This is a genomic window from Runella sp. R0.1_18, assembly GCF_057652155.1.
The window spans coordinates 367547-393595 of record NZ_JBYFCK010000002.1 but is presented as its reverse complement, the minus strand read 5'-3'; the positions used below and the strand labels follow the sequence as shown (position 1 = coordinate 393595).

Below are 26049 nucleotides of genomic sequence, written 5' to 3'. Positions count from 1 at the left end.
CGGCATTCGACATTCTGCACTCGCCCCTCGACATTTAAAAAAAGGTAATTTTGGCGGAACGTAATTTTTTGTCAAAATGCTTTTCCGTCGATTGTACAAATTCCACGAGCAGGTCAAATCAAGCTGGATTTGGCTTACGCTTACTTCTTACATCATTACCGCTCTTCTGACCATTGGGTTACATGGTTGGCAGCCAGGCCAAAAAGGGGTATTGTTAGATGGCTATCTGACAGCATTGGCGGGAATTTTGACAACCATCGTGGTGACCACCTTCTCGTTTGTGTTTGTGGCTTTGCAGCTGGCTTCAGTACAATTTTCGCCCCGCATTATCCGCTCCTTCTTTGAATACGACCACTTTTGCCGTTTTTTCTTGTGGTCGTTTTTGGCCTGCGTAGGGTACTTGATGGGGCTTCAGTATTTCGGCTGGTCGGAGGCGTCACTCATTTATCCCAAATTTGGCATTGTGGGTAGTTTTTACCTGATTTTGATGGTATTCCCTTTGTTTATTCACCACATTGTTGGCAATATCAATGCCTCCAGCATTACCCAAAATATTGCTCGTCGCACCATTGAAGAAATTGATGAATTGTATGAGCCGCTATCGCCTACCGAAGTGGAGACGGGAATGGTACGAGTCTTAGCCCCCGTAAGTGGTTATTTGGATTCCATTCGCTACGAGGTATTGGAGGCACTGTTTCCATCGGAAAAAGAGGTAAAAATGACCGTTCGACCACACATTGGGAGTTTTGTGATTAAAGGAGGTGTGCTTGCGGATATTGATTGCCCGCCCGCGATGCGCGATTTTTACGCACAACTGACTAAGCCGATCCAAGGCTGTTTTGTCATTGATAAGTTCCGAAGTTATAAACAGGATATTCCGTTTGGCATCAGGCAATTGGTGGACATTGCCATCAAAGCTATTTCGCCCGCAGTCAATGACCCAACGACGGCACTCAATTGTATCGACTACCTTGGTTCGATTATCCAACGGGCAGCTCAAAGCGAAGCAAATTCGCGGGAGGCCAAGCTGTTGGCCCAAAAGAACATTCACCTACGGGAGTTTAACTTTGAGCAATTGGTGGATTTGGCGTTTGACCAAATCTATTTTTGGGGAAAGGAAGATTATATCGTAGTACGGCATTTACTGAAAACCATCACGAATTTACTACCTTTTATGCCTTCGGAAGACAAGTTAAATGTGTTATTTCGACAGGTAGAAGATTTTGAATTACAGTACCTTCATGATGAACAACAGAAAGATAAGTTAAGGGCGACTTTCCCCCGAAAAGAACACCGCAATAGCCTCCGCGATCATTTGGCTGAATTTTACGAAGGGGCTCTGGAAGCAATCGGTGAAAAAATACCTACTTCGGTGGTACTTTCTAGGAAACAAGAACAATTCCATCGTTCATTGAAAGCAGTAGCAAAATGCTATGAATGAGAATGTCGAGTGCAGAATGGAATGTCGAATGGGGTATTTTTATTCGACATTCTGCACTCTGCATTCGACATTCGGGTTGTGAGCAACCCCCAACACATTTATTGGCTCCAACTGGTAGGAGTGCGGTCCCAGCGGTGGCCTTTGAGGGCGTTGAGCAGGTCGGCGGATAGTTCTTGACCGTCCGAAGTGGCGATGTTGGCCTCGACGTTTCTGATTTTTCGCATCCCAGGAATGGTTGTTGCCACGTCCGAGTTGTTTAAAATGAACCGTAACGCCATTTCTGGCATATTCATGCCACCAGGAATTAGCGGCCGTAAGGCGTCGGCATGTTCTACGCTTGAAATTAAATTTTCGGGCACAAAATACGTACTACGCCAATCGTTTTCGGGGAAAGTCGTTTCTTTGGTAAACGTCCCTGTGAGCGTTCCTTCATCAAATGGCACGCGTGCAATCACAGCCACATCCAACGCACGGCAGAGTGGAAAAAGATTGTCTTCGGGCGCTTGGTCGAAAATATTATAAATGACCTGAACGGCCGAAATCAAGCCAGTGCGGAGCGTGTTCAATACATTATCGGGTTCCCAGCGGTTGACGCTGATGCCCCAATGCTGTACTTTGCCTTCACGCGTGAGTTGTTCAATCGCCTTTTGCCATTCTTCGTGCTGTGCCCATTGGTCTTCCCATACGTGAAATTGTTGTAAATCAATGGTTTCAACGCCGAGATTTTTGAGGCTTTTTTCGGTGTATTCCACAATGTGCGACGCAGGAAAACATTCTTCGAGCGTGTATTCGGGTTTCGACGGCCATTTGAAATTCTTGGGAGGGATTTTGGTAGCTACGTACAATCGCTTGTCGGCGTGACGTTTCACGAGTTGGCCAAGTACCTGTTCGCTTTGTCCTGCGCCGTAGCCCCATGCTGTGTCAAAAAAGTTGCAGCCCAATTCCACCGAGCGGTCGAGGGCGGTGGTGTATTCGTTTTCTTCGGAGCCAGTCCAGCCTGCCAAGCCCCACATTCCGTAGCCGATTTCGCTTACTTGCCAATCGGTTCTTCCAAATCTTCGGTATTGCATTTGTATTGGTACGATTTTTTCAGCTAAAAGTAGTGTATATTGTCATGTTACTTTCCAACAGTCATGCCGTTTCCGAAATTTCTTAAAATAGGGCTTTACATTTTGGGTAGTGTTGCGATACTCGCAGGCGGTGCTCTGACGTGGGCATACCAGTACCGTGACGATGTATTTCAATACTTACTCAAAGAGACCAATGCCCGCATCCGTGGGACAGTGACGGCCCGTAAACTTGATTTTACTCCTTTTGCGGGCGGTTTTGGCTTGTCGTTTACGCTTTTTGACATTCATTTGCGCGACAGTGCTTATGCAATTCACCACAAAGAGCTATTGGCGCTGGAACGACTGACGGTTCATATCGACCTGCGACAACTGCTTCGTAAGCAATTACAAATCAATTCAGTGACGGTTGACAAAGGAAAACTGACGGTTTTTGTGGACAAAAACGGGTACAGCAATTTGCAGGCAGTTGCTCTCAAAGACTCTTCATCGACCCAAGATACAACCACCAGCGCGGAGGGCTCGTTGGGTAAAGGGCTACTCAAAAGTCTTCGTCAAGTAAAGATGAAGGAAATGGAGGTGCATTTGCAAGATTCGTTGAAAGGAAAAGATATTCATTTTTGTTTGGAAAAAATAACCAATGACCTCAAACGCACCGATACCTGTTTGTGGGTACACCTGCGGGGAAAAACGCAGTTTCACCAGCTAACTTTTAACCTGAATCGGGGAGGGTTTTTGGAAAATAAAGCAACAGAGCTCGATTTACATTTGTCGTACGACCTTCACCGACGCGTAGGTATTGACCCTTCTGAGGTGTTTGTTGAGCAAGATAAGTTTCGATTACGGGGCAGTTTTGATTTTAAAGACGAAGGTCGGGTACAATTGTTTGTCACCACCGACACCATTGCCGCGCCAAGAGCTTTGTCGATTTTACCGCGACGATTGGCCAAACGCATTGCCAAACATAAGGTGCTGCCCGTCGTCAAAGCCGAAGTGAGTGTCGATGGGCCATTAAGAACTGGCGCCGACCCTCATATTGAAGTAGAAGTGCAGACCCAAACGTTTTTGTACAAAAGTGCGATTGGGCCACTTTCGCAGACACTGGGACGCGCCCATTTTACCAACCGCGCCGATACGTCGTTGCCCGTTAGCAATCAGAACTCTCGTCTGGTTGCCCCCCAGGTGAGTGGGCTGCTGTACGGCGTTATTCCCATGAATTTGTCGTTTTCCATTACTGATTTTGATGACCCATTTTTGTACATGGAGGGTAATACCAAAGCCAATGTAGCTCGGTGCAAGGCGCTTTTTGATCCCAATCAGGTTCAGCCTAAATCGGGGAATGTCGTCGTGAATTTTTGTTATAAAGGTAGAATCTCTCCCATTTTTGACCCCAAAACCAACCGCCTAAACGGCAAACTTGACGGAAATGCCAAGCTAGAAAAAGTGGCGTTTTTATACACACCCCAACAAATAGATATTCAGCGCGTGGATGGTTTTGTGCGGTTTGCCGAAGACAAAGCTGACCTAACGTACTTACACGTATATCACCAAAAAAACCAAGTTCGTGTCAGTGGCAATGTAATCGGTCTAACTCCCTATGCCTTTGGGACAACGGCTTCGGTTAAGGCAAATGTCTCCATTTTTGCACCTGATTTGGGCTTGGATTGGATACGAAATTACCGCCCTACTCCTCAAAAAATGACCAAAAAGCAATTGACTGATATTACATCAAAGTTTATTCAGAACCTAGATTTAAAGGTTCATTTGGCTGCTCGACGGGTGCATTATCGCAAATTTGTGGCGCAGGGAGTGAGCGGAAGGGTTTATATGACGCGCCAAGCTATTCGCTGTGAAGACGTAAAAATGCACGCTTTTGGAGGTGATTTTCGGGTGACAGGCGGTATTGAGCAGTTCGATTTGCCGACCCATCGGTTGTATGCCAAAGGAAATGTGGCCAATGCCGACGTGAAAAAGGTGTTTTATGCGTTTGAAAATTTTGGGCAACAGACCATTTCTGACCAAAACTTGAGCGGAACACTGAGTACGGCGTTTACGTATAGTAGCCAATTAGACAAGGAATTTCAGTTATTGCCGCAGACGATGAACGGCCAATTGAGTTTCAAGCTAATGAATGGTCAGCTTAATCAGTTTAAACCACTGCTACGGATTCAAAAAGTGCTTTTTAAGCGTCGTAATTTTCAACAAATTCAGTTTGAGGGACTTAAAAATGATTTTGTACTTCGGGGACAAGAGTTGTCGATGAATCAAATGAAAGTGGCGTCAAGCGTATTGACCTTTTTTGTAGGAGGAACGTACAGTTTCGGAGATAAAACCGATTTGTTGGTACATATTCCTTTAAACAACCTCAAGCGTAACCCTGAAGAAGAGGAACTTGAAACCCTGGATGGAAATAATTTGCTGATTCGGGCGGTGGAAGAACACGGCGAAATCCGACTCAAGTATGACATGGATTGGCGCAGAAAAGTAAGACGAAAAAATAAGTAACATAACAATTTATTAACAATTGGCATACGCCTATCACTGGAGATTTTTCTTTGTTTTTTACTGATATGCACTATTTCTAAAATTATTTTTTCTCCCGATAAAGAAATATTCTTTTGTCTTTTTTAGGTGTAATTGTTTGATAATTAGTGTGTTGTTTTCTTGGTTCTACGCTTTTTGAAGACATATTCTACGCTAAACGACTCCCCAAAATCACAGCAAAATGTACGGTGAATTGCTACAAAACATAATATAAAATTAATGATTTGGTAACAAACTTAATAATGTAGCAACATTTGGGAAACAGTAATTTTGCAGCGACAATTAACCCAAGACATCAATACAACTCTGACATCTGGAAATGAAAAAGTACTTAGGAAGCGCTGCTTTCTTGGTGGGGCTATGCCTTGGCCAATCGTCTTATGCTCAGGTAGAAAAGCCCAAAGAAAGTACAGGGCTCAAACTAGATTTAGCAAAAAAATGGTTTGAACGCATTAGCCTTCGCGGGTATGCACAAGTCCGTTATAATCGCCTCTTTGAAACCAATGCCAAGCTCAAATGTGAACAGTGCGACAGGTCGTGGGGCGAGAACGGCGGCTTTTTTGTGCGCCGTGGGCGGCTCATTTTTTCGGGAGATGTTTCCGACCGTTTGTACATCTACGTGCAACCAGATTTTGCTTCCAACGTCAGTAATTCGTTTCAACACAGTTTTCAGATTCGGGACGCGTATTTTGATTTGGCGGTTGATTCCAAAAAAGAATTTCGTTTTCGGGTGGGTCAAAGCAAGGTTCCCTACGGATTTGAGAACATGCAATCTTCGCAAAATCGCCTTTCGCTCGACCGGGTAGATGCCCTCAATAGTTCAGTTGCCAACGAACGCGATTTGGGGGTGATGTTTTACTGGGCCAAAGCCAACATACGAGAACGTTTTGCTTTTTTGGTAAAATCAGGCTTAAAAGGGAGTGGCGATTATGGTGTTTTGGGGCTAGGAGTTTATAATGGTCAGACTGCCAACAAAGCTGAAGTCAACAATAACTCTCATTTTGTCGCTCGCTTATCTTATCCTTTTGTATTTAAAAATGGCCAATATGCAGAGGCTAGTATTCAAGGATATACAGGAAAATATACCATAGAAAAAGATGCGGCCAATAAGGGTACGCAGACGTTGTTTGATGACCGCCGAGCAGCAGCTTCGTTGATTATATATCCCCAACCTTTGGGTTTTCAGGCAGAATATAACGTAGGCCACGGGCCAGAGTTTGACCCTGCCACGATGACTACCCAACAGAAAAAACTTTGGGGAGGGTACGCCCAAGTGATGTACCGTTATAAGAGCCTGAATCATCAGTTGATGCCTTTTGCGAAGTACCAATATTACCATGGCGGGAAAAAACAAGAAATAGATGCCCGCCGCTATATCGTAAATGACATAGAGTTGGGAGTCGAGTGGCAATGGAAAGACTATTTTGAGCTAACGGCGCTTTATACCATATCAGATCGCGTATTTGAAGACAGTAAATTACCCCAAAATCATCAGAAAGGAAGCTTGTTGCGGCTTCAGGCACAGTTTAACTTTTAGCCATTACGTAACAATTTCTTAACATTAGAAGGTGCGTCGCGTTTTAGCCCCATCACTTTTTTAGGTTAAGCTTTCATCTATGCTTTTTTCTCAGTGGCACAAAAAGGGAAATAACATCCTCCCTTTTTGTGCTTTTTTGTTTGTTAAAATATTGATAATCAATAATTTTGTGGATAGTTCGGGTTTCTTGTACCATTTTTTTTAGAAAATAGTTCGGGAGAAGTGTCTCAAAGTAAATACAACTCGCTGAAAACCTGACCTTTGAAAAATTAACACAAAATTAATGATTTGGTAACAAATGAAATTTTACAACATCCCCGCACTGACACCACTTTTGAACCGAAAATTGACCAAAGACCGCAATAAAATTCTGACATCGCCCTCAAAAAGAGACTGCTAAGTAAGAAACTTCGAGCTTGTTGTGCTTGAATTTAACAATTTGGTAATACTCGACACATACTTACTACACACTCTCATTCTTAATTTTGCACATCATTCAATGACATCAATTCGTTGTTTGCTGTTCTGTACGTCAGGACACATTTTTTTACCGAACAGAACTTTCATTCTAAATTTTATCGGGGCGCTTTTGCTTATTATGGTTTCTACCTCCTTGCCATCAGTCTCACAAAGCCCACGACGCTATTATCACATTGCGAATGGTTGGACAGATGTGAATATCTCAGGAAAAATCTTGGGAAAATTTTCTTGGCAGTTAGAAAACCAGCATCGTCGTCAGGACATGCAAGGAGAATATAAGTCTGAAACAACTACAGGCAACCCCTATAATAACCTCAATCAGCACGTTTTTCGTCCGTTTATTCATTACCAAGTCAATCCTAATATCAGGGTGTCGTTGATGCCTTTCGGATGGATTGGTTCCAATCGTTTTGCGGAAGGAAAACCGTTTGCATTTTTCTCGGAGTTGCGCGTGTCGCCGCAAGTCATTCTTACCCAAAACCTAGGACGCCTTCGGGTTGACCACCGTTTTCGCTATGAGTTTCGTTGGCTTGGCAAAAACCAAGAACTAAACGACAAATCGTTTGTGTATGGCGGTGACTTTTCGGAAACGAGTTACCGTGAGCGTTTTCGCTACCAAGCCAAATTGACCTTGCCGCTTAACCAACCTCAAATGGGTGATAAAACCCTTTACGCACAGGCATACAATGAACTTTTCTTGAACATGGGAAAGAATATCGGCAACCTGCATTTGTTTGACCAAAATCGTGTGTTGGTTGGTTTTGGTTACCGCCTCAACCATCATTATAGCGTGGAGGCATCGTATATGCAGCAAACCATTTTTAAGTTTAACAATACCGACAAGAACAACGTCGATTTGAATAATATTTTGCAACTGAATTTTGTACTTTCCAATGTGGAGTCGCTTTTTAAAAAGACGGCGGCTCATTAATTCACTTTTATTTCTAAAATCATGTTTGGCTTAGAAACTGACATTTTCATCCTCCTGTTTATCTGTATCTTATGCGCTTGTGCATTTGAGTTTGTGAATGGTTTTCACGACACTGCCAACGCCGTAGCTACTGTTATTTATACCAACTCACTCAAGCCAACAACGGCGGTAGTGTGGTCGGGTTTTTGTAACTTCTTAGGGGTAATCTTAGGAGGGATTGCCGTGGCAATGGGTATCGTCAACTTGCTGCCCGTGGAGCTACTGATAGATCAAAATATATACCATAGCATTGCCATGGTGTTAGCGTTGCTGTTAAGTGCTATCATCTGGAACTTTGGTACTTGGTATTTTGGATTGCCTGCTTCAAGCTCGCATACCCTGATTGGGTCGATTTTGGGGGTTGGTTTGGCGTTTTCGATGATGCCCGAGGCTACCGACGGCGCAGGGGTTAACTGGACCAAAGCCACCGAAATCTTCGCTTCTTTGTTGCTTTCTCCGTTGGTGGGTTTCAGTTTGGCGGTTGTGTTGATGTTTGCTTTGCGCCGTGCGCTGAATAAAGAAGCCCGTGAGCAAGTATTTAGTGAACCAAAGAAAACGCAAGAGCCTCCGACTTGGATTCGCGCGATTTTGATTTTGACTTGTACAGGCGTGAGCTTTTTTCACGGAAACAACGACGGACAAAAAGGAGTGGGTTTGGTAATGTTGATTTTGATTGGAGTTGTACCTGCTTATTTTTCGTTGAACGACCAGATTGACCCACGCATGGTAAAAGATAACTTGGTGGCAATTGAACAAGTTGTGAATAAAATTGATACAACACTTTTGGGTATTGATGAAAAAAAACGCTTGGCAAAAGTGAATAGTAGCACCGAAGATTTGATGAAAGTGATTGGTGCTGCGGACTCGGCGGGTCATATTGAACCCAATGCACGCTTGGAGGCCCGTCGCGATATTTTGGTGATTAACAGTAGCTTAAAGAAACTGATGGACAGCGAGTCGGTGAGCATGAGCGACCAAGATAAAAAAATCATCAAAGAAAATACCGACGAGAAAAAAGGGCTTCGTCGCCTGACGGACTATGCTCCGTTTTGGGTAGTATTAATGATTTCGCTTTCATTGGGATTGGGAACAATGGTAGGATGGAAACGTATCGTAGTGACAGTTGGTGAAAAAATTGGGAAATCACACTTGACTTACGCCCAAGGTGCTTCGGCAGAGTTGGTGGCAAGTATGGGTATCGGTATTGCTTCGGGCCTAGGTTTACCAGTAAGTACTACCCACATGCTTTCGTCGGGGATTGCAGGTACGATGGTGGCCAGCAAAGGGATTAAAAACCTCCAAGCCAAAACCGTGCGTAATATCTTGATGGCGTGGGTGCTTACTTTGCCCGTGTCGATTTTCTTGTCATTCACCTTGTATGTCTTTTTCCGTTGGATTTTCTAGGCTAAATAGCTTATAATAAAGAACGCTGACAGTATTTTTAAGCTGTCAGCGTTTTTTTATGATATAGAACCAATGCAACATTTCAGCAACTTTTAGCGTTAAAGTTTAGCAGAAAAAAACGATTTCGTTAAATTAGCCGCTTACGTTTTGTCCCGATCGCTTATGCAAAAGCATTTCTTTATATCCAGTTTGGCCTTTGTGGGTTGCTTGACCCTCTTCACGGCTTGTAACTCCACCCAGTCAATGTTTAAGGAGGGTATTTCTAAGTTTGACAAAGGGGAGTATGAGTTGGCTATCAAAGACCTCCGCACCGTTGCAAATGCAAACTACGAACCCTCGCGTACCAACTACTTATTGGCCGAATCGTACCGTTTGTCCAACCGTTTTGAGTTAGCCGCACCGTACTACAAAAAGGCGCTGGAAGCAGGAAACCCCGATCCCGAAATTCCTTTCCACTACGCGTATATGCTCAAAGCCTCGGGTGAATATGTCGAGGCAGCCAAACAATTGGAGAAATATTTGGCCAGCAATCCCACCAACAAAGTAAATGTCGAAAAGGCCAATCGGGAGCTATACACGCTGCGTTCGATTGACGTTTTGCGGGACAAAAAGACGTTTTATCGCGTTCAAAATCTCGAAAAACTGAATACCGCAGGCGGGGAGTATGCCCCTTTTGTAAAAGATGGGAATTTGATTTTTGCCTCTACTCGGAAGACTACCACTTACAAAACAAATGGTATGCCGATGTTGGGGATTTATAAAGTAAAATTGGCCGATGAATATGCCGAAACCGCAGGTGAAGCAGAGCCGTTTAGCCCTGCGTCTTTCTTGGAGGGTGTCAACGAAGCCGATGTAACTTTTACCAAAGATGGTAAGACCGTTGTGTTTTCGCGCGCCAACACGGGGGGCAAAAAAGGAACGGCTGATTGTGATTTGTACTTGAGCCGCTTGGTAAGTGGCAAATGGTCGGAACCTCGAATGATTCCCGTAAGTGATTCTGCTTCGTGGGATGCTAACCCTGCTTTTTCGCGCGATGGACGGACGTTATATTTCTGTTCTAATCGCCCAGGGGGAGTGGGAGGAATTGATATTTATCGGGCCAACATGGACGCCTCGGGCCGCTTTAGCAAACCCGTCAACATGGGCAAAGACATCAATACCCCAGGTGATGAAATGTTCCCGTACGTAGGCCCCGACTCAAAACTTTATTTCTCTTCGGATGGTCATCCTGGTTTAGGAAAGTTGGATGTATTTGTTGCGACTCGTTCGCAGGGGGTGATCACAGTCGAAAACCTTGGTCCACCAATCAATACCCGTTTCGATGATTTTGGAATGGTATATGTCGATGATGAAATGCGTTTTGGCTTTTTTGCTTCTAATCGTACAGGCGGAAAAGGCGACGATGACATTTATCTTTTTGAGGATGAAAGTGTAGGACTGGATTCGACGCAGTTGGCCGAATTGGAAAAATTGCCGATTGATGACCCGCGCCGCCGTACCGTTGGTAAACCAGAACCTCCCAAAATCGTCAATTATTTCCTAGCAGGTACTGTGAGTTCAAACGATACGCCTGCCGCAACGCTCGATTCGGCAGTGGTGAAGATGTACGAAGTAAGCTCGGATAGCTTGGTAGGACAAGGAATCAGTCGCGAAGGAGGTATTTTTGGAACGTTCCCCTTGGAAGAAGGAAAAGATTATACGCTTTTGATTGAACGTAAAGGTTATATTACAAAACGCGATGCTTTCTCGATGGCTGGAAAAGCCATCCCGCAGATTTTCCGTAAAAAACTAACGATGGATACGACGTTTTACGTGGCTTTCAAACTCGACCGTTTGGCGCTAAACAAGACGTTTGTACTCGAAAATATTTACTATGACTTGGATAAGTTCAACATCCGCGCCGATGCGGCCGTAGAGCTTGATAAGCTGGTTCAGATTTTGAAAGATAACCCAACGGTAAAAATTGAATTGAGTTCACATACCGACGACCGTTCGTCGGATGCGTACAACAATAAACTTTCACAAAATCGTGCGCAGTCGGCCGTTGATTATATTGTGTTAAAAGGCATTGAAAAAGACCGATTGGTGGCCAAAGGATACGGTGAAACGCGCTTGATTATCAAGAAAGCACAAACCGAAGAAGAACACCAAAAGAACCGCCGTACTGAGTTTACGATTTTGAGTTACTAAGGAGTAAACGGTTAGCTGTTATTGGCAAACCAACAAAAAAGCCCAACTCCTCGGAGTTGGGCTTTTTTGTTGCGCGTCGTGTTGTGAGCAACCCGACCACTATCATACTATCTTCTGCGCTTCTTTTTAGAAGACGATTTTTTACGATAGCTTTTTTTCTTGGTGTACTTACGTGCTTCTGCTTTGCGAATCGCGGCTTCTTGGGCATCAAGTGCTTCCTGTCCCGATGATTCTTCTTTGACAATCGAGGCAGGTGCGCCCAACTCGGAAGCAGCTTGCGACTGGGCGGTCATTTCGGGAAGTGCAGATTGGGTAATGGCACTCAATGAAGTTGCCGCATCAAATGGCCGCAAACGGAACGAATACGAGTATTCTTTATCGGTCAAAAGATATTCGTCGTGTGTGCGTGGCGTCCAGCTATCGTCACCACCTAGCCCCATTAATTTATGGTCGAAGTTCAATACACTTACTTGCCCGTGGGGAAGTTGCTGCGTAGTTTTTGTGGCGAGTAGGTCAGCGTCTGTATAGTCGTGGGCGCTAAAATTAAACGTTGGGCCGCCCATCACTGCCAATCCAAAACCAACGGAATCCGTCACTGCCGCCCAGCGAACATCGCTTTTGTTGCCGTTTTCTTGCGCCATAATGTACGGGAAATGCTGGCTGGCAATGGTACCGCTATACTCGCCAACCCGCGCGGCTGAAAGGCGGTCGGGGTAGCTTTCAAACGGCCCACGTCCATACCACGTAAGGTTACGGAACGAAGCAGGAAGTTGCATTTGCATTCCTACTTTGGGCAACGGAGGTACGTTGTTGCCATTGACCGTAATGGTGTTTTTCACGTCCATATCTCCCGAACCAAAGACGGTATAAGTCGTTTTAACGACAAAATTAACCCCTGCACGGCCTACCCACGTACTTTGGGTATGAATTTTTGCGACAGAAGGGCTTACTTGCTCAATACGAATATCCCCTCCTAAACGGCGAAGGCTGTCTAACCCTGCGGCTCTCCAACGTGCCGCGAACGATTCTTTTCCTCCACCTTCGTCATTGTCGGTAGGAACCCGCCAAAAGTTGGGCTGGAGCGGTTTGGCGATGAGTTCACGATTTTTGTAAATAAAAGAGCTGATACCCGCCACTTTGCGGTCGAAAATGATTTTGAATTGAGGATTGGTTAGCTGAATCCCGCCGCCACGAACCAACCCTACCTTGACAGTGGCGTTAGCTGGCCACGTCACCACCGTTTTGGCCGTTGGGTAGCTATTTTTGATATAAAGTTGTTCAAAAGCCACTTCGTGTCCTGCCTGCGCCCACGGGGTGTTTTCTTTGAGTTGAATGCTCAAGTTCAAGAAATATTCTGCCCCTGAAGTCGGCATAGAAAATGGAACAGAAAGCGATTGGTTGGCGCCAGGGGCAGCATTGAGGTCGTTGAGGTCGCCTTGCTGTACAACTTTGCCATTTTCGAGAAGCTGCCACGTCAATTTGAAAGGCTTTAAGCTCAAGAAATTGTAGGTGTTTTGAAGCGTAATGGCTTGATTTTGGGCCGAAAGCGTATCTTTTGGTGAAAACTTGATGTATTGATATACGTGTTTTACCTCGTTGATTTCAGGCTGAGGGGTACGGTCAGGATTGACCAAACCGTCGCCTGCGTTGGCGCCATCAATGCGGTTAACGTGGTCGATGTACCAATTGCCTGCTTTGTCTTTGAGGGTTAAACCTTGGTCTACCCAATCCCACAAAAAACCACCTTGCATACGAGGGTTTTTATCAATCAGTTCCCAATAATCACTTAAATTCCCCACGCTATTTCCCATTGAGTGCGCGTATTCGCAGATAATCAACGGGCGATTGGGGTCTTTCTTGGCCATGGCCTCCATCACTTTGACCGAAGGATACATCGTGCCATTGATGTCGTATTTCGTCACGGGCTGCTCCACATCTTCAAAGGTTTTGGGGTAATTGGAGCGTCCTTCATAATGCAGTGGGCGGGTAGGGTCGATGAGGCGGATGATTTCGGCCATGCTGTCAAAATTTCCACCCATACCTGATTCATTTCCCAACGACCAGATGACAATCGAAGGGTGGTTTTTATCGCGTTCTACCATGGCTTTCCCACGGGCTAAAAACGCATCTTTCCAGTCGGCATTGGCTGCCAAAACAATTCCTTTTTGTTGCCATAGTTCGTGGCTTTCGATGTTGGCTTCGTCGATGACGTACAGGCCGTATTCGTCGCACAGGTCGTACCAGAGTGGGTCGTTGGGATAATGCGAGCTACGTACAGCGTTGATGTTATGCTGTTTCATCAACACAATGTCTTTAATCATCGACTCACGACTAATGACGCGGCCTGTGTTTGGGTCAAACTCATGGCGATTGACTCCCTTGAATTTTACCGCTTTGCCATTGACCAATAGCTGACCATTGCGTAGATTCACTTCACGGAAACCAACGCGGGTACTTAGCACTTCGGCGGTACGCCCTTCGCCGTCTATCACTTGAATGAGTAATTTGTAAAGATTGGGCACCTCGGCACTCCACAAAGCGGGGGAAGTAATAGGTACGTTTAAGTTCAGGTACGATTCGTCTTTCGGGTCCATCATTGGTACGTTTCTTACCAAATCGTCCTGTACAAGGCGGCCAGAAGGGTCGTAAAGTTTAAACTTAACTTGGTACTTATCTTGCACTTGCGACGAAAAATTTTTGACAAAAGCCGCCACTTTTAGGGTCGCATTTTGGTAGTTATCGTCCAAATCAGTCACTACGTAGTAATCGCGAATGTGAATCGTAGGTGTAGTGTAGAGATAAACATCACGAAAGATACCCGATATGCGCCAAAAATCTTGGTCTTCGAGGTAGCTACCGTCCGACCAGTTGATGACCTGAACCGTCAGCTGATTGTCGCCGCCGCGTAGGTATTTGGTGACATTAAACTCAGCGGGCGTCATTCCGTCTTCGTGATACCCTACCTGAAGGCCGTTGACCCAAACGTAACAAGCCGACTGAACCCCTGCAAAATGCAAGAAAACGTCGCGGCCTTGCCAGTTGGCGGGAAGGCTAAATTGGGTGCGGTACAACCCTACGGCGTTGGTATCGCTGGTGATGCGTGGCGGAGAGGCAGGGAACGGATGCTTGATGTTGGAAAAAATAGGGCGGTCGTAAGGACGACCTTCTCGGGCGCCCACTACTTGCCAATTGGACGGGACGGGCAAATCGTCCCAAGTAGAAGTATTGACATTTTGTTGGAAAAAATCGCCAGGAACTTTTGAAGGATGCGATACCCATTTGAATTTCCACGTACCGTTGAGCGATTTAACGTAAGGAGAAGCCGCACGGTCAAATTTTAGTGCGGAGGCTTCATCGCTGAAAGGAACAATCGTTGTATGAGGACGTTCGGTATTTCTACTAATGACAGCCGGGTTTTCCCAGTCGGGTAAATCTTGGGCAAATCCAATACAAGGAACGAACAAGGATAAAAAAACGCTTAATTTGCGCATAAATCAAAAGCGGTTAGATTCAAGAAACGCTAGTAAAGAATAAAATCAAAAACCTTATTTTAGGTAAAAATAACTGATTATCAGTGCTTTGTTTTTTCTAAAAAAAGGAGTAGCGTCATCATTGGTTAATGAATAATTTACAAAATAAAGGCTCTTTGGGCAGAACCAATAAGAATAAAACGAAAAAAGAGGCATAAATATTGGGTACTCGTTTTACCCTACCTGCTTTCTTGAATGGAACCAACTCGCAAATTTCAATCATTCTAACCTCAAATGTATCATGCTTTTAGCCGTTGATGTAGGCAATACTGACACCGTTTTTGGCGTATGGCAAAACGATGAATGGACGCATATTTTTCGGGTTCGTTCGCTCACCGATGAAGGAGCACCTCACTACGAAACCAAACTTCGCCTTCATTTTTTGGAGGCAAATTTGTTGATTTCGGACGTACAAACGACGGTGTTGAGCAGTGTCGTACCACCGTTGACGCCCGTTTTGCGCACCATGTTGTTGGGGCTTTTTGGGATGCCGCCTGTGGTCGTTGGGCCAGAGGTGTATCCTGGGCTAAAAGTAGAAATTGATCATCCGCACGAGATAGGAAGCGACTTGGTGGCCAACGCGGTCGCGGCCTATACCAAATACGGACGCAATGCGGTGGTGGTAGATTTTGGGACAGCGCTTACGTTTACAACCGTCTCGGGCGATGGGCGAATTTTGGGCGTGGCCATTGCACCAGGCCTTAAAACGGCCGTAAAAGCCTTGTTTTCAAACACCGCTCAGTTGCCCGAAGTCCCTTTGAAACTCCCCGAGTCAGCCATTGGTAAAAACACCACGCACGCGATTCAGGCGGGGATATTGCTTGGCTATGAGAGCTTGGTACGCGGAATGATTACGCGGATTCGGCGGGAGCTCGACGGCGACTGTATCGCCCTAGCAACGGGCGGCCTTTCGTCGATTATTGATACCCTTCATGGGGAGTTTGTAGAAGTCAATCGAAGTCTTACCCTCGACGGCCTGCGCATCATTGGAGAGCGCGTATCAGGGCTTACTAACTAATATGTGGAAGGTGCGAGGCGAAGCCTCGCACCTTCCTAAAGTTTCAATTTATACGAAACCCCAATCAAAAAACGATTCTCCTGGCTACCTTGAAGCTTGTAATCGGTAAAACCAGAAATATCAATTTTGTTGCGTTTATTGATTTCAATCTCAATGCCGCCTTTGTTTCGCATTTGGTCAAAACCTAATCCGCCTAGCTGATAAAAAAAGTCAGTAGAAACGTAAGGGGTAAAGCGCGATTTGTTGGGGTAGGACACCTCAAATTTGTTGCGCACATAGCTTTTATCGTTTTCGAGGCCGCTATCATCGTCCATAAATTGGTTCTGGTACCGTAAACGGTAATCAAACTTCAACTTCCAGATTTTACGGTCGTAGGCTATATCGGCATAAAAACGGTGATAAGGGCGGTATTCGTAGCCTGTTTTATCATCGTTTCGTTTACGACGGCCAATAAAACGGTAATACCCGCTTACCTCCCACCGTTTGTTAAGTTTATACGATACGCCTGCTTCGCCGAGATAGACCCTCAAAATTGAAAGGTTATCCGTAAAACGTAATTGGGTATTGAGATTGACAGAAAGCGATTTGGTAATTTTTTTTTCCACGCCCACCCCCGACCACAAACCAATGTCCGTTGCTTGAGCTTGTCCCAAAAACGGTAAAGCTAACAAGGCTGCGATTCCTATTTTTTTCATTTTTTGACGGTTTCCTGTTTTTAATTTCGGGTTTACGGTTTCCTGTTTCGGGTTGCCCTTTGTTCGTCCTCGGTCGGGTTGTGAGCAACCCTTAGCACGTTTAATTTACTTCTTGTAAAGAGGAGACAGTCACCTGACTTTTTATCGCCGTTCCTTGATAATAAAAAATCATAATGAGCGCCGAATCTTTCAAAAAATCCATGGTTTGTACCTCTACCCGATGCACCGCAAGACCTGTCCGTACCCGTAAATCTTCTAACAATTCCTCTCGGCGCTCGGGTGTAATCAGCTCAATGCGGTCGTATTGGATGTTTTTGGTCAACTCTCTTTTCACTAGCAAATTTCCTTCCAAAAGCCACACGACCAATAAAATCATTCCGTTAACAAGCCCCAATTCGTCCCAGCTTCCTTTGATAATGGCCGAAATCAACCCCACCGAAATCACAATAAATAGGTAAGTCATGTCTTTGGCCGACAGCCCTTCGGTGCGGTAGCGTAGCATCGAAAAGACCGCAAAAAGCCCAAAAGCCGCTCCCATCGACATCTGTACCTTGTTGAGAAGGTACGTGATGAGAAAAATTACAAAGTTGAACCCAAAAAATGTCAAAAATAAGTCGGTGCGACGGTAGATGCGGTAGTAAATGAGGCGTACGAGGATGGTTGTCGTGAGTACATCGACGAGCAAGCGTACAAAAAACTTTTCGGGTAGTTTATTAAACCACTCAAAAGTATCAGGCGTGGTGAGTTCTTGGAGAAAAAGCATACGCTATTTTATGTAAATAATTGAGTTTTAATTTAAACCGATTGTGCTTTACGTGGTTGTAAAGGCTGATAATGCCCAAGCAATACTTGCTAATCGACCCCTCTCTAAGTTTATACTTTTTCATCAGATCTAAGAAAAACGAATGCTTGAGCGACTCTTGTTTTACTTCGGCTACTACTACGGGAGCGTAATTTTTTACCGTCTTTTCGTTCCGAAATGTCAGGTTTAAGTCCAATGTGAGCCGTTCGGCGGTGGTTCTGCTCACGAGCGTCACGCGGGTATAGTCCACCCACAAAACGGGTTGTAAGTCAGTAGCAGTAAACGGCGTTTGGCGTTGTAAGAAACCACAAACATTTTCTTCCATCGTTTCGCCAGGAAGTTGTTGTTGGCGCACCCGTGTTTTAATGGTTCGTCCTTTGTTATTCTTAAACTTAACTTCCGTAAAAATGAGGTTTGACTGCACGTAGTTTCGCTGGCGAATCTTGTAGCGGTTGAGCCTCCCCGACTGATGCTCGTGGTAAAGTTGAAGCGACTCAGTGTCGAAATAGAGCGTTTCGTAGTCGGCTAACCGCATCCCGTTTACTTCAAGAATTCGGTAATGCGGCTGTAAATCACTCAAAATCAATGAAAACATCCCCAACGGAATCAAAAATTTCGCATCGGTGCGGTTCATAAGCTTTACGCTGTCCATTTCGGCCAACGTAATCGGTTCAAACTCATTCGCTTGTTGGTTGATTATCTCAAACAACTCCTCAGTCGTCGTAGCGGTATTTTTTAGTTTGAATAAGTTTGCCTTTGCCGTCATACGTTTTTTTCTCCGATTTTAAGCCCCGTCGGTCGTTAGTGAAAACCGAACGACTGACCAGTTGATTTTTTGAATTGAATTCTGACTCTTCGACTTTTTCGCCTAATTCGTCGTATTGATATACTTCTCGTTTGAGTTGGCGATTGGTAGCATCGAAGGTGATTTCCTGCGTTTTATTATCGAATTTGTCAAAAATCCGTACGATGCGCTCTTCCACTTTGCCATAATTATCGTACTTGACCTCTTCGACGACGTTGCCGTCTTTGTCAAATTTTTTGTACGAATCGTTTCGGGTAATCTCCTTTCCATCAACGACTTCGGTGATGGTTTCGGTAGCCGTAACGAGGTCGTACTTTTTTATTTCTTTTTTGCTTTGTGCCCAGCTGACAGATATGCTTAATAAGGCAACAAAGATGCTACTGTTCGACATATACTATTTTATTTGAGAAAGTCATTAACCGCCTGATTTCTAGTGATAACATGCTGCTTCAATTCGGCCAAGGAGGAAGTAAACGCAGCCGTACTCGTGAGATTGGTGTACGGGGCAACCTCTTTTTCAGTACCCGTGACGTAAGGCGTAATGAGCGTGGTGTATTTTTCAAATAACTCGTTCATTTTTGCGGTGGTAAATACGTTGTCGGTAAAGGAGCGCACGTACTGTTTGTACTTGGCATAATAGACAGGGTCGGCCGCAACGTTGCGAATCAGTGGCCAACCTGTGCCCACCTCCGTCATGGCCAATGATACCGCCGAACGGCTCATTCCTCCACCCGTTGCCGAGCTAGTCATCGACATATTATGATCCCAAGGAATCCACGTGAGTTTGTTGGTAGGCGAATTATACAAGTAATAATTGTGCGCCATTGCACCGTACGCATCCCAATTGACAATGGTATTATTGATAGCCAAATACTTTAGGTAATTATCAACATTGAAGGTTTTTTCGAGATTGGCGCGCCACTGAGCGGCGTTTGTTGTGCGATCGGTGCTGTTAAGAGCAGTCACAAACGCCTGTACATCGCTGTAATCAGCCGCAGTCTCGTTGTTTTTCTTTTCAAATTGTGATTGAACAAACGACTGAAACGTTGATTCAGGCTTGTAAATATTCCCTTTTTTCTCCCCAAACTGATCTTTAACCATCGTATCGTCGATGATTTCCACCATGGTATATACGCCACAGTACTTGGCACCTTCGCCAAAGTTGATATATACTTTATAAAAAGCCGTACGGGCCGCCGCTACTCCGCCCATGCGGAAAATATCCGCCACTACTTTTTCACGAATCATGGAGTTGTCAGAATACGCAGGCGACATCGACAGTTCTTTGAAACCGTATAAACGCTGGTTATTAATTTCGGGATATTTATCCTCAAATTCATCAAACTTGAGGCGAAAAGGAAGTTTATAAATCCCTGCGCCCCAAGTGGATGCAAGGCTAGAATTACCTTTAAGTCGCAAGCCTACCTTATTCCAAGTTTTTCCATTGAATTTGAGGGTTGTAGCTACATAAATTGGGTCGCCACCAATGAGGTCAAGGCCACCGCCATTTCCGCCACCTGGTGCTGCACCTCCGTTTCCACCGTTGGGTGGATTTCCACCGCCTGGCGCGCCACCGCCTTGTGCACTGCTACGCGTTCCAAAAGCAGTACCAGTCAAGGTTTGCATATCTGTTTTGATGGCCGTCCAATCGGCAGCGGTCATTGTGATTTCGAGGGTATTGACTTGGCTCTGCGGAAATACAATGTCATAATTCGGAGTGCCATCGCCACTGTGCGACTCAGTCGTCCAATCGGCATTAGTTGCTTCCGCAGTACCATCGCCAGGGGCTACTTCTTGTACTTTGTCTTTGCAAGAAGCAACAAAAAAGGCCATGAACGCCACAAAAAGCGTGGAACGAACAATCTTCATAGAGGTGTCAGAATATGAGTTTAGAGGCATCGGTGTCAATTAGGTTTACGTTAAAAGGAATAGTTACGTTGCAAGAGGGCTAGGGCTTTTGTAAAAACGCTTCTACTTTTTGCGTTTGAGACTGAACGTGTTCATTGAGTTGTTCGAGCGAATGACTGAAACTAGCCGCATCCCGTAGCTGAGAATACGGCCTTGTTTCCTTGCCTTGTACGTAAGGCGCAATGAGGCGGTGGTAGCGTTCAAATAGCTTTTTCATGTGGGTAGTAGTAAATAGATGTTGGGTAAACTCTTTGACGTAGTTTTTATACTGAGCAAAATAGACTGGATCATCGGCTAGGTAGCGAATCAACGGCCATTGCTTGCTGACGGACGAGAGGTCGAGGGAAACGTTCCCCCCAAATCCACCTTTTTTGCCTCCCATTGGTGGCGGCGGAAAGAAGCCTTCAGGAGGAACACTGCCCTCGCTGGGACGTTTTTCATTACGCACCATGGCAGGAGGAAACATCCCACCACCGCCACGGCTCGAAAGTGCCTCATTGTTGTCCCACGGAATCCAAGTCAATTTTTTAGTGGGCGAATTGTACAGATAAAAGTTGTGCGCCATTGCCCCGTAGGTATCCCAGTTGCCGATGACGTTGTTGATGGCTAAGTAGTTCAAAAAATGAGGAACATTAAAGGTGGCTTCCAAATGGGCACGCCACTGAGCAGGCTGCGTAAGCCGAATAGAATCGTTTAGCGCCTTTATGAACGCCTGAACGTCGGAATAATCCGCTTTTTTCTTGTTGTTTTTCTTTTCAAACTGAGCAGCCACAAACTTCTGAAACGTGGATTCGGGTTTGTAAATATTACCTGTTGACTCACCAAACTGCTGCTTAACCATGGTGTCGTCAATGACCTCAACCATGGTATAGACACCACAGTATTTTAGTCCCTCCCCAAAATTGATAAATACGCGATAAAAAGCAGTTTGGGCGGCGGGCACACCTGCTTGGCGGAACAAATCGGCGGCCACTTTTTCGTGTAAAAGTGATGGATCACTGGCCGCAGGTGACATCGACAACTCATGAAAGCCATAAAATGAGGGCTTCGTAGCCCCTTTAGGCGCAAATTCATCAAACGACAATCGGAAAGGCAATTTGTAAATTCCTTGACCCCAAGACATCATTAGGGTAGAGTTACCTTTGAGGCGAAAACCCACCGCATTCCAAGTTTTTCCGTTAAATTTCAACGAGGACATCACGTAATTGGGCTCGCCTTGGCCAAAAGAAGCAGGACCTCCGCCCATCATCGAACCTCCCTCCCCCATGGGAGGAGGAAAAGCCCCATTTTTAGGCATCGGTCCTGGAAATCGACTTCCTTTTCCAAATTCATTTCCAAATTTCTTTTTCATATCTATTTGGATGCTATCCCAAGTGGCCTGGGTAAGCGTGATTTCTAGGGTATTGACCCGATTCTGAGGGAATACAACCTCGTAATTAGGCTTGGCACTTGGATGCTTTGGAGCGGTAGTCGGGCTTTGAGCCATAGACCCTAGCCAACCCCAACAGATCAAACTGAGCAAAAAATGATAAGGAGTGCGTTTCATTGTTATGGCGATGTTTTAATGTGGATTACCGCCATTAAACGTCGGCTGTGGCAGCCCAATCAACATGTGCCTACAAATACAGGTTTTGTGTAGAAGAATGTTAAGAAATTGTTAAGTCCCCCGTTAGCCTCTACACAAATTGCTGAAACATAGACACCTTGCAACAGGTTAGGCAAGAAAGGCGTACATTGCTAAAAAGGATACTATGAAGTTTTGGGAAAGATATAATGTATGGCTACACCTACTGGGGTGGGTGGTCTATATGGCCTCTCCTCTCTTGTTATTTTCTTTTTCAGGCATTTGGGTTACTCCCCACTTGGGACGTTTTGTGGCGAGTAAACTGACGGGTGATTTTGTGTTGATTGCTTTTTTTTACCTCAATTTAGAAATTTTTATTCCACGACTATTAAGCCAAAAAAACGTAGTCGCTTTTATAGGGGTACTACTTGTTGGGTTGATTATCTATCTGATTTTTAATGACGTGCTTATGCGATGGTGGTGGGATAATCGCCCACCGATGGGTGGACAAATACCTCCGCCTCCCATGCGGCCAGCCCAAGCATTACGGCCTAGTCCTCCGCCTTTTATGTCCATGGGACCCCACCAAATCACGGCTTTTTTGTCGTTCTGTTTGGTAACCTTGACCAGTTCAATGATTGCGCTGGTGCGAGACCGTTTGCACGAACGAGAAGAAAAACAGCAAATTCAACTGGAAAAAATTGCGGCTGAGTTAGCCGTTTTAAAACTCCAGATAAGTCCTCATTTTTTGTTTAATACCCTCAATAATATTCGTTGGTTGACGCGCCAAAAATCGGACAAAGCGGAGGAAGCGGTTGTTAAATTATCGCAACTTTTAAGGTATGTTATTTATCAAGCCAACCACGAACGCGTGCCTTTAACGCAGGAGATTGAACACCTTCGGCATTTTATCGACCTCCAAAAACTGCGCCTTACCGAGAAAGATACGGTCTCATTTGTGTGTGAAGGAGCGGTAGAAAAGTACCAAATTGAACCATTATTGTTCCTTCCTTTTGTTGAAAATGCGTTTAAATATGGCTTACATAGTCAGCAGAAAAGCGATATTGTGATTGGAATTCACGTCAGAGAAGGGAGTTTGCTATTTTTTGTCGAAAACCCAATCTTTGTCAATAACCTTCCCAAAGAGGGTGAGTCAGGGCTGGGAATCAAAAATGTCGAGCGGCGTTTGGCATTGCACTATCCTCAGCGTCACCAATTACATATTTACGCCAATACTACTACTTTTCGGGTAGAATTATCCCTTGATATAACCTTATGACATTGATTCGTAGTATAGCCATTGACGATGAACCGTTTGCTTTAGCGATTTTGGCCGACGACCTTCGCCGATTTCCGTATTTAGACTTACAAGCTACTTTCTCAAACGCCATAGAAGCAGCTTCATGGCTTGAAACACACGCTGTTGACTTGATTTTTTTGGATATTCAGATGCCAACCTTGACGGGAACGCAGTTTTTACGTGGGTTGTCGAGTCCTCCAATGGTGATTTTTACGACGGCTTACGAACAGTATGCGCTGGAAGGGTTTGAACTGAACGTGGTGGATTATTTGCTCAAACCGATTCCGTTTGAACGTTTTGAAAAAGCCGTACTTCGGGCCAAAGAATTGTTTGAATTGCGTCAGAAAGAAGAGACGCCAGCGGTCATGGAACGGGGTTTTTTCTTTGTTTTTTCGGAATACAAAGAAATCAAGATTTATTTCGATGAAGTGAGTTACGTGGAAGGGCTCAAAGATTATGTCAAAATATATACCATGCAGCAGCCGAAACCCATTCTGACGCGCCTGAACCTAAAAGCCATGGAAGCCAAACTGCCCGAAACGCAATTTGGCCGCGTTCATAATTCGTTTATTGTGGCTTTTAAGCGTATAACGGCGGTTCAGAAAGCCAAAATCCACTTAGGTAATGTCGAAATTCCGATTGGAAACCGCTACCTAGTTGAGTTTGAGCAAAAGTATCGAAAACTACCGAGCGAGTAAGAAAGTCCCGATTTTAACAAAATTTTTACCAAGCAAATCACTTACTTCAATCCGATACACGTAAGACCCTTCGGGCGCAGGCTGTCCATTGAGCATTCCATCCCACCCTTTTTTTATGGCATCATCGGATTCAAAAAGCACTTCGCCCCATCGGTTATAAACAATCAGTCTTGAGGTATTGACAAATTGCCCTTTCATCGCAAATAAGTCGTTGACAGTGTCTTGGTTAGGAGAAAAAGCATCTGGTATGAAGACAAGGGCATTGCGGACAAAAACGTAAGGGTTAGAATAACTTATTAACCCCGAAGAACCTTGTGGGTATGCAAGTATTCGGTATCTAAACTGTTGTTGGTCAGGGTTGTAAGTGTCAGGGTTGAAGCTAGAATTTCCTCCCAAACGAACTTGGTCAACAAGGACACCTTGCTCGTTCAAGATTTCTAAAGCGTAGTAGCCAATCGGAAATAAGAAAGGAGAGTCAACAGTCCAGTCAACGGTTGAGCTTGTTTTGGAATATAAGTGAATTGAACAAACGGGGTCGCTTGGTTCGGAGCGGTTTCCGCAACTATTTTCGTATTGAACTTTATAGCAGTACGACTGAGCATTGGGGTTGGCGGTGGGGTCAATAAATGTCAATTGGTTATTAGCAACCCCAACTTCTTGGTAGTTGTTGCTGCCATTTTCGGCGCGTAAAAAAATGGTTTTGAACCGAGAAGGACTAGCTCCCGACGCTGGCGGATTCGTAATACGTACTTCTACTCTTTGTTCCTCTTCGAGTACCGAAGCCACGACGTTGGTAATTTTTGATGGAACATCGCTAGAAATGGCTTGAACACAGCGCAGTTGCGAAACCGATTCGACGCCTCCCGCCAATGTCACCGTGACTTGATAACAATACTGATTTCCACAGGTCACGTTGCGGTCAGTTTGGGTTGTTGTGGTACGATTAGTGACCACTGGGCTAGGAGTGCCGTTGAGATTGACGCGGTAATTTTGAAATGAGGCCGCGTACGGATATTCTTTCCAAGTGAGTACGTTTTGTTGATTTTGAGCTACGACATCTAAGCTAGTGGCACAGACCACGCTGGAGGTAGTGGTGGTGTTGTCACAAACGTCGTTGGTACTTAGGCGGAAACAATAAGCGTTTTGAGCGGCGTTGATGGAGCGAATCGTCACCGTGGTAGTATCGTTGGTGGTTGCACTTTGGCCTGTGTTTCTGAACGTTCCCGTTGCACCTTCATCAATTTGAATGTCAGCTTTGATGCCCGCACTCCCTCTGACAAGCACATCCACCGTTCCGTCGGGGCGAGTGGTTACTTTGCGGATTGATACGCCCGTTGCAGTGGAAGTATTCAAAACCACGCTGGTGTCTTTTTTGCAGGTAAGCGGAATATTGCCAGGTGCAATACCCGTTACTGAAATCGTGGCGGCATTGGCATTAGTGGGATAAGCATAGGAAATAATGTAAGGACTGTTGGCTTTGGAAACAGGAAGGAAAACTCCTCCGCCAAAATTAACCAAAAAAGACTCGTAGCCTTTGGTGGTAGAATCATCGGCGATAGTGACTACCACTTTTCGATCGCTACAGACTTGTACTTTATAGTTAGGCGCTGTTACGGCTTCGACTACGCGGCAGGCGATGGCCCCTGTGCCCCCCGTGCTTACCAGTTGCAGTATGGTGTATTTGCCAAGTTTGGTATAGCGATGTGAAGTGGAGGGAATAGCCGCGTTAGGCGCTTTGGTAGGGTCGCCACCTTTGTAGTCATAAATGTATTGTATGCTTGAACCAGCAACACTTGCCTCTACCTTAACATCATATAATAAACAACCTGTGGAAGAGCCTTGAACTATAAAACCTCCTTGACCAATAACTTGATCTTTCGGCCGTTGAGCAGGGTCACACCAATCTTGCCCCAATACGGCTAGGCTTACTAAAAAGAAAAAAAGTACAAGAGATGATTTCATAGATTTATGATTTCCGATTTCCTTCTCTCCAAAGAACGTATCTTTGCAAAAGGTTGTTTTACTAACAAACTTACCACGAAAAGAATTACTCACACTACACAGAATCGTAAACATAAAACGTTGTTTTTCGCAAA

Annotated in this window: 18 protein-coding genes; 9 read left to right on the top strand and 9 right to left on the bottom strand. The window is 45.0% G+C overall.

The window, feature by feature from the left end:
• Nucleotides 1-76: 76 nt before the first annotated feature.
• Nucleotides 77-1441, top strand: coding sequence for a DUF2254 domain-containing protein (locus AC23P2_RS04445; protein ID WP_487772081.1), 1365 nt, complete (start codon nucleotides 77-79; stop codon nucleotides 1439-1441).
• Nucleotides 1442-1539: 98 nt separating this feature from the next.
• Here AC23P2_RS04445 and AC23P2_RS04440 read toward each other — a convergent pair whose 3' ends face one another.
• Nucleotides 1540-2511 (bottom strand): aldo/keto reductase, encoded by a 972-nt coding sequence (locus tag AC23P2_RS04440; RefSeq protein WP_487772080.1) that lies wholly within the window; start codon nucleotides 2509-2511, stop codon nucleotides 1540-1542.
• 63 nt (nucleotides 2512-2574) lie between these two features.
• Between AC23P2_RS04440 and AC23P2_RS04435 the strand changes: the two genes are divergently transcribed.
• From AC23P2_RS04435 to AC23P2_RS04415, 5 genes are all read left to right on the top strand, one after another.
• Nucleotides 2575-5013, top strand: a complete 2439-nt coding sequence (locus tag AC23P2_RS04435) for a hypothetical protein (RefSeq protein ID WP_487772079.1) — start codon at nucleotides 2575-2577, stop codon at nucleotides 5011-5013.
• A gap of 358 nt (nucleotides 5014-5371) precedes the next feature.
• Nucleotides 5372-6589 (top strand): porin, encoded by a 1218-nt coding sequence (locus AC23P2_RS04430; protein ID WP_487772078.1) that lies wholly within the window; start codon nucleotides 5372-5374, stop codon nucleotides 6587-6589.
• 598 nt (nucleotides 6590-7187) lie between these two features.
• The gene (locus AC23P2_RS04425) at nucleotides 7188-8000 is read left to right on the top strand and encodes a DUF2490 domain-containing protein (protein ID WP_487772077.1); all 813 of its coding nucleotides are present in this window, start codon (nucleotides 7188-7190) and stop codon (nucleotides 7998-8000) included.
• Between the two features lie 21 nt (nucleotides 8001-8021).
• Entirely contained in the window at nucleotides 8022-9443 is a 1422-nt protein-coding gene (locus tag AC23P2_RS04420; protein WP_487772076.1) for an inorganic phosphate transporter, read from the top strand.
• Nucleotides 9444-9605: 162 nt separating this feature from the next.
• Nucleotides 9606-11633, top strand: a complete 2028-nt coding sequence (locus AC23P2_RS04415; RefSeq protein ID WP_487772075.1) for a CHU_0125 family OmpA-like outer membrane integrity protein — start codon at nucleotides 9606-9608, stop codon at nucleotides 11631-11633.
• A gap of 107 nt (nucleotides 11634-11740) precedes the next feature.
• On the opposite strand, the gene lacZ is transcribed toward AC23P2_RS04415, so the two are convergent.
• Complete coding sequence (lacZ, locus tag AC23P2_RS04410; RefSeq protein ID WP_487772074.1) at nucleotides 11741-15124, bottom strand: beta-galactosidase, LacZ type; 3384 nt, start codon at nucleotides 15122-15124, stop codon at nucleotides 11741-11743.
• Between the two features lie 280 nt (nucleotides 15125-15404).
• On the opposite strand from lacZ, the gene AC23P2_RS04405 reads away from it, so the two are divergent.
• Nucleotides 15405-16181: a type III pantothenate kinase gene (locus AC23P2_RS04405; protein WP_487772073.1), complete on the top strand. Its 777-nt coding sequence runs from the start codon at nucleotides 15405-15407 to the stop codon at nucleotides 16179-16181.
• A gap of 35 nt (nucleotides 16182-16216) precedes the next feature.
• Here the strand turns inward: AC23P2_RS04405 and AC23P2_RS04400 are convergent, their stop codons facing one another.
• From AC23P2_RS04400 to AC23P2_RS04375, 6 genes are all read right to left on the bottom strand, one after another.
• Nucleotides 16217-16876: a DUF2490 domain-containing protein gene (locus AC23P2_RS04400; RefSeq protein ID WP_487772072.1), complete on the bottom strand. Its 660-nt coding sequence runs from the start codon at nucleotides 16874-16876 to the stop codon at nucleotides 16217-16219.
• A gap of 100 nt (nucleotides 16877-16976) precedes the next feature.
• Complete coding sequence (locus AC23P2_RS04395; protein WP_472489802.1) at nucleotides 16977-17639, bottom strand: DUF4956 domain-containing protein; 663 nt, start codon at nucleotides 17637-17639, stop codon at nucleotides 16977-16979.
• Nucleotides 17608-18444: a polyphosphate polymerase domain-containing protein gene (locus AC23P2_RS04390; protein ID WP_487772071.1), complete on the bottom strand. Its 837-nt coding sequence runs from the start codon at nucleotides 18442-18444 to the stop codon at nucleotides 17608-17610. The genes AC23P2_RS04395 and AC23P2_RS04390 overlap by 32 nt, the downstream gene beginning before the upstream one ends.
• Nucleotides 18392-18874 (bottom strand): hypothetical protein, encoded by a 483-nt coding sequence (locus AC23P2_RS04385; RefSeq protein WP_487772070.1) that lies wholly within the window; start codon nucleotides 18872-18874, stop codon nucleotides 18392-18394. Before AC23P2_RS04385 ends, AC23P2_RS04390 begins: the two co-directional genes overlap by 53 nt.
• Nucleotides 18875-18882: 8 nt before the next feature.
• Nucleotides 18883-20382 carry a CotH kinase family protein gene (locus AC23P2_RS04380; protein WP_487772069.1) on the bottom strand — a complete coding sequence of 500 codons (1500 nt, stop codon included), beginning with the start codon at nucleotides 20380-20382 and terminating at the stop codon, nucleotides 18883-18885.
• Between the two features lie 49 nt (nucleotides 20383-20431).
• Nucleotides 20432-21937, bottom strand: coding sequence for a CotH kinase family protein (locus tag AC23P2_RS04375; protein ID WP_487772068.1), 1506 nt, complete (start codon nucleotides 21935-21937; stop codon nucleotides 20432-20434).
• Nucleotides 21938-22142: 205 nt separating this feature from the next.
• On the opposite strand from AC23P2_RS04375, the gene AC23P2_RS04370 reads away from it, so the two are divergent.
• Together AC23P2_RS04370 and AC23P2_RS04365 are read left to right on the top strand one after the other, a co-directional pair.
• Nucleotides 22143-23234, top strand: a complete 1092-nt coding sequence (locus tag AC23P2_RS04370; protein WP_487772067.1) for a sensor histidine kinase — start codon at nucleotides 22143-22145, stop codon at nucleotides 23232-23234.
• On the top strand, nucleotides 23231-23953 hold the full coding sequence (locus AC23P2_RS04365; RefSeq protein WP_487772066.1) for a LytR/AlgR family response regulator transcription factor: 723 nt from the start codon (nucleotides 23231-23233) through the stop codon (nucleotides 23951-23953). Before AC23P2_RS04370 ends, AC23P2_RS04365 begins: the two co-directional genes overlap by 4 nt.
• On the opposite strand, the gene AC23P2_RS04360 is transcribed toward AC23P2_RS04365, so the two are convergent.
• Nucleotides 23939-25915, bottom strand: a complete 1977-nt coding sequence (locus AC23P2_RS04360) for a T9SS type B sorting domain-containing protein (RefSeq protein ID WP_487772065.1) — start codon at nucleotides 25913-25915, stop codon at nucleotides 23939-23941. The genes AC23P2_RS04365 and AC23P2_RS04360 overlap by 15 nt on opposite strands.
• Between the last annotated feature and the right edge of the window lie 134 nt (nucleotides 25916-26049).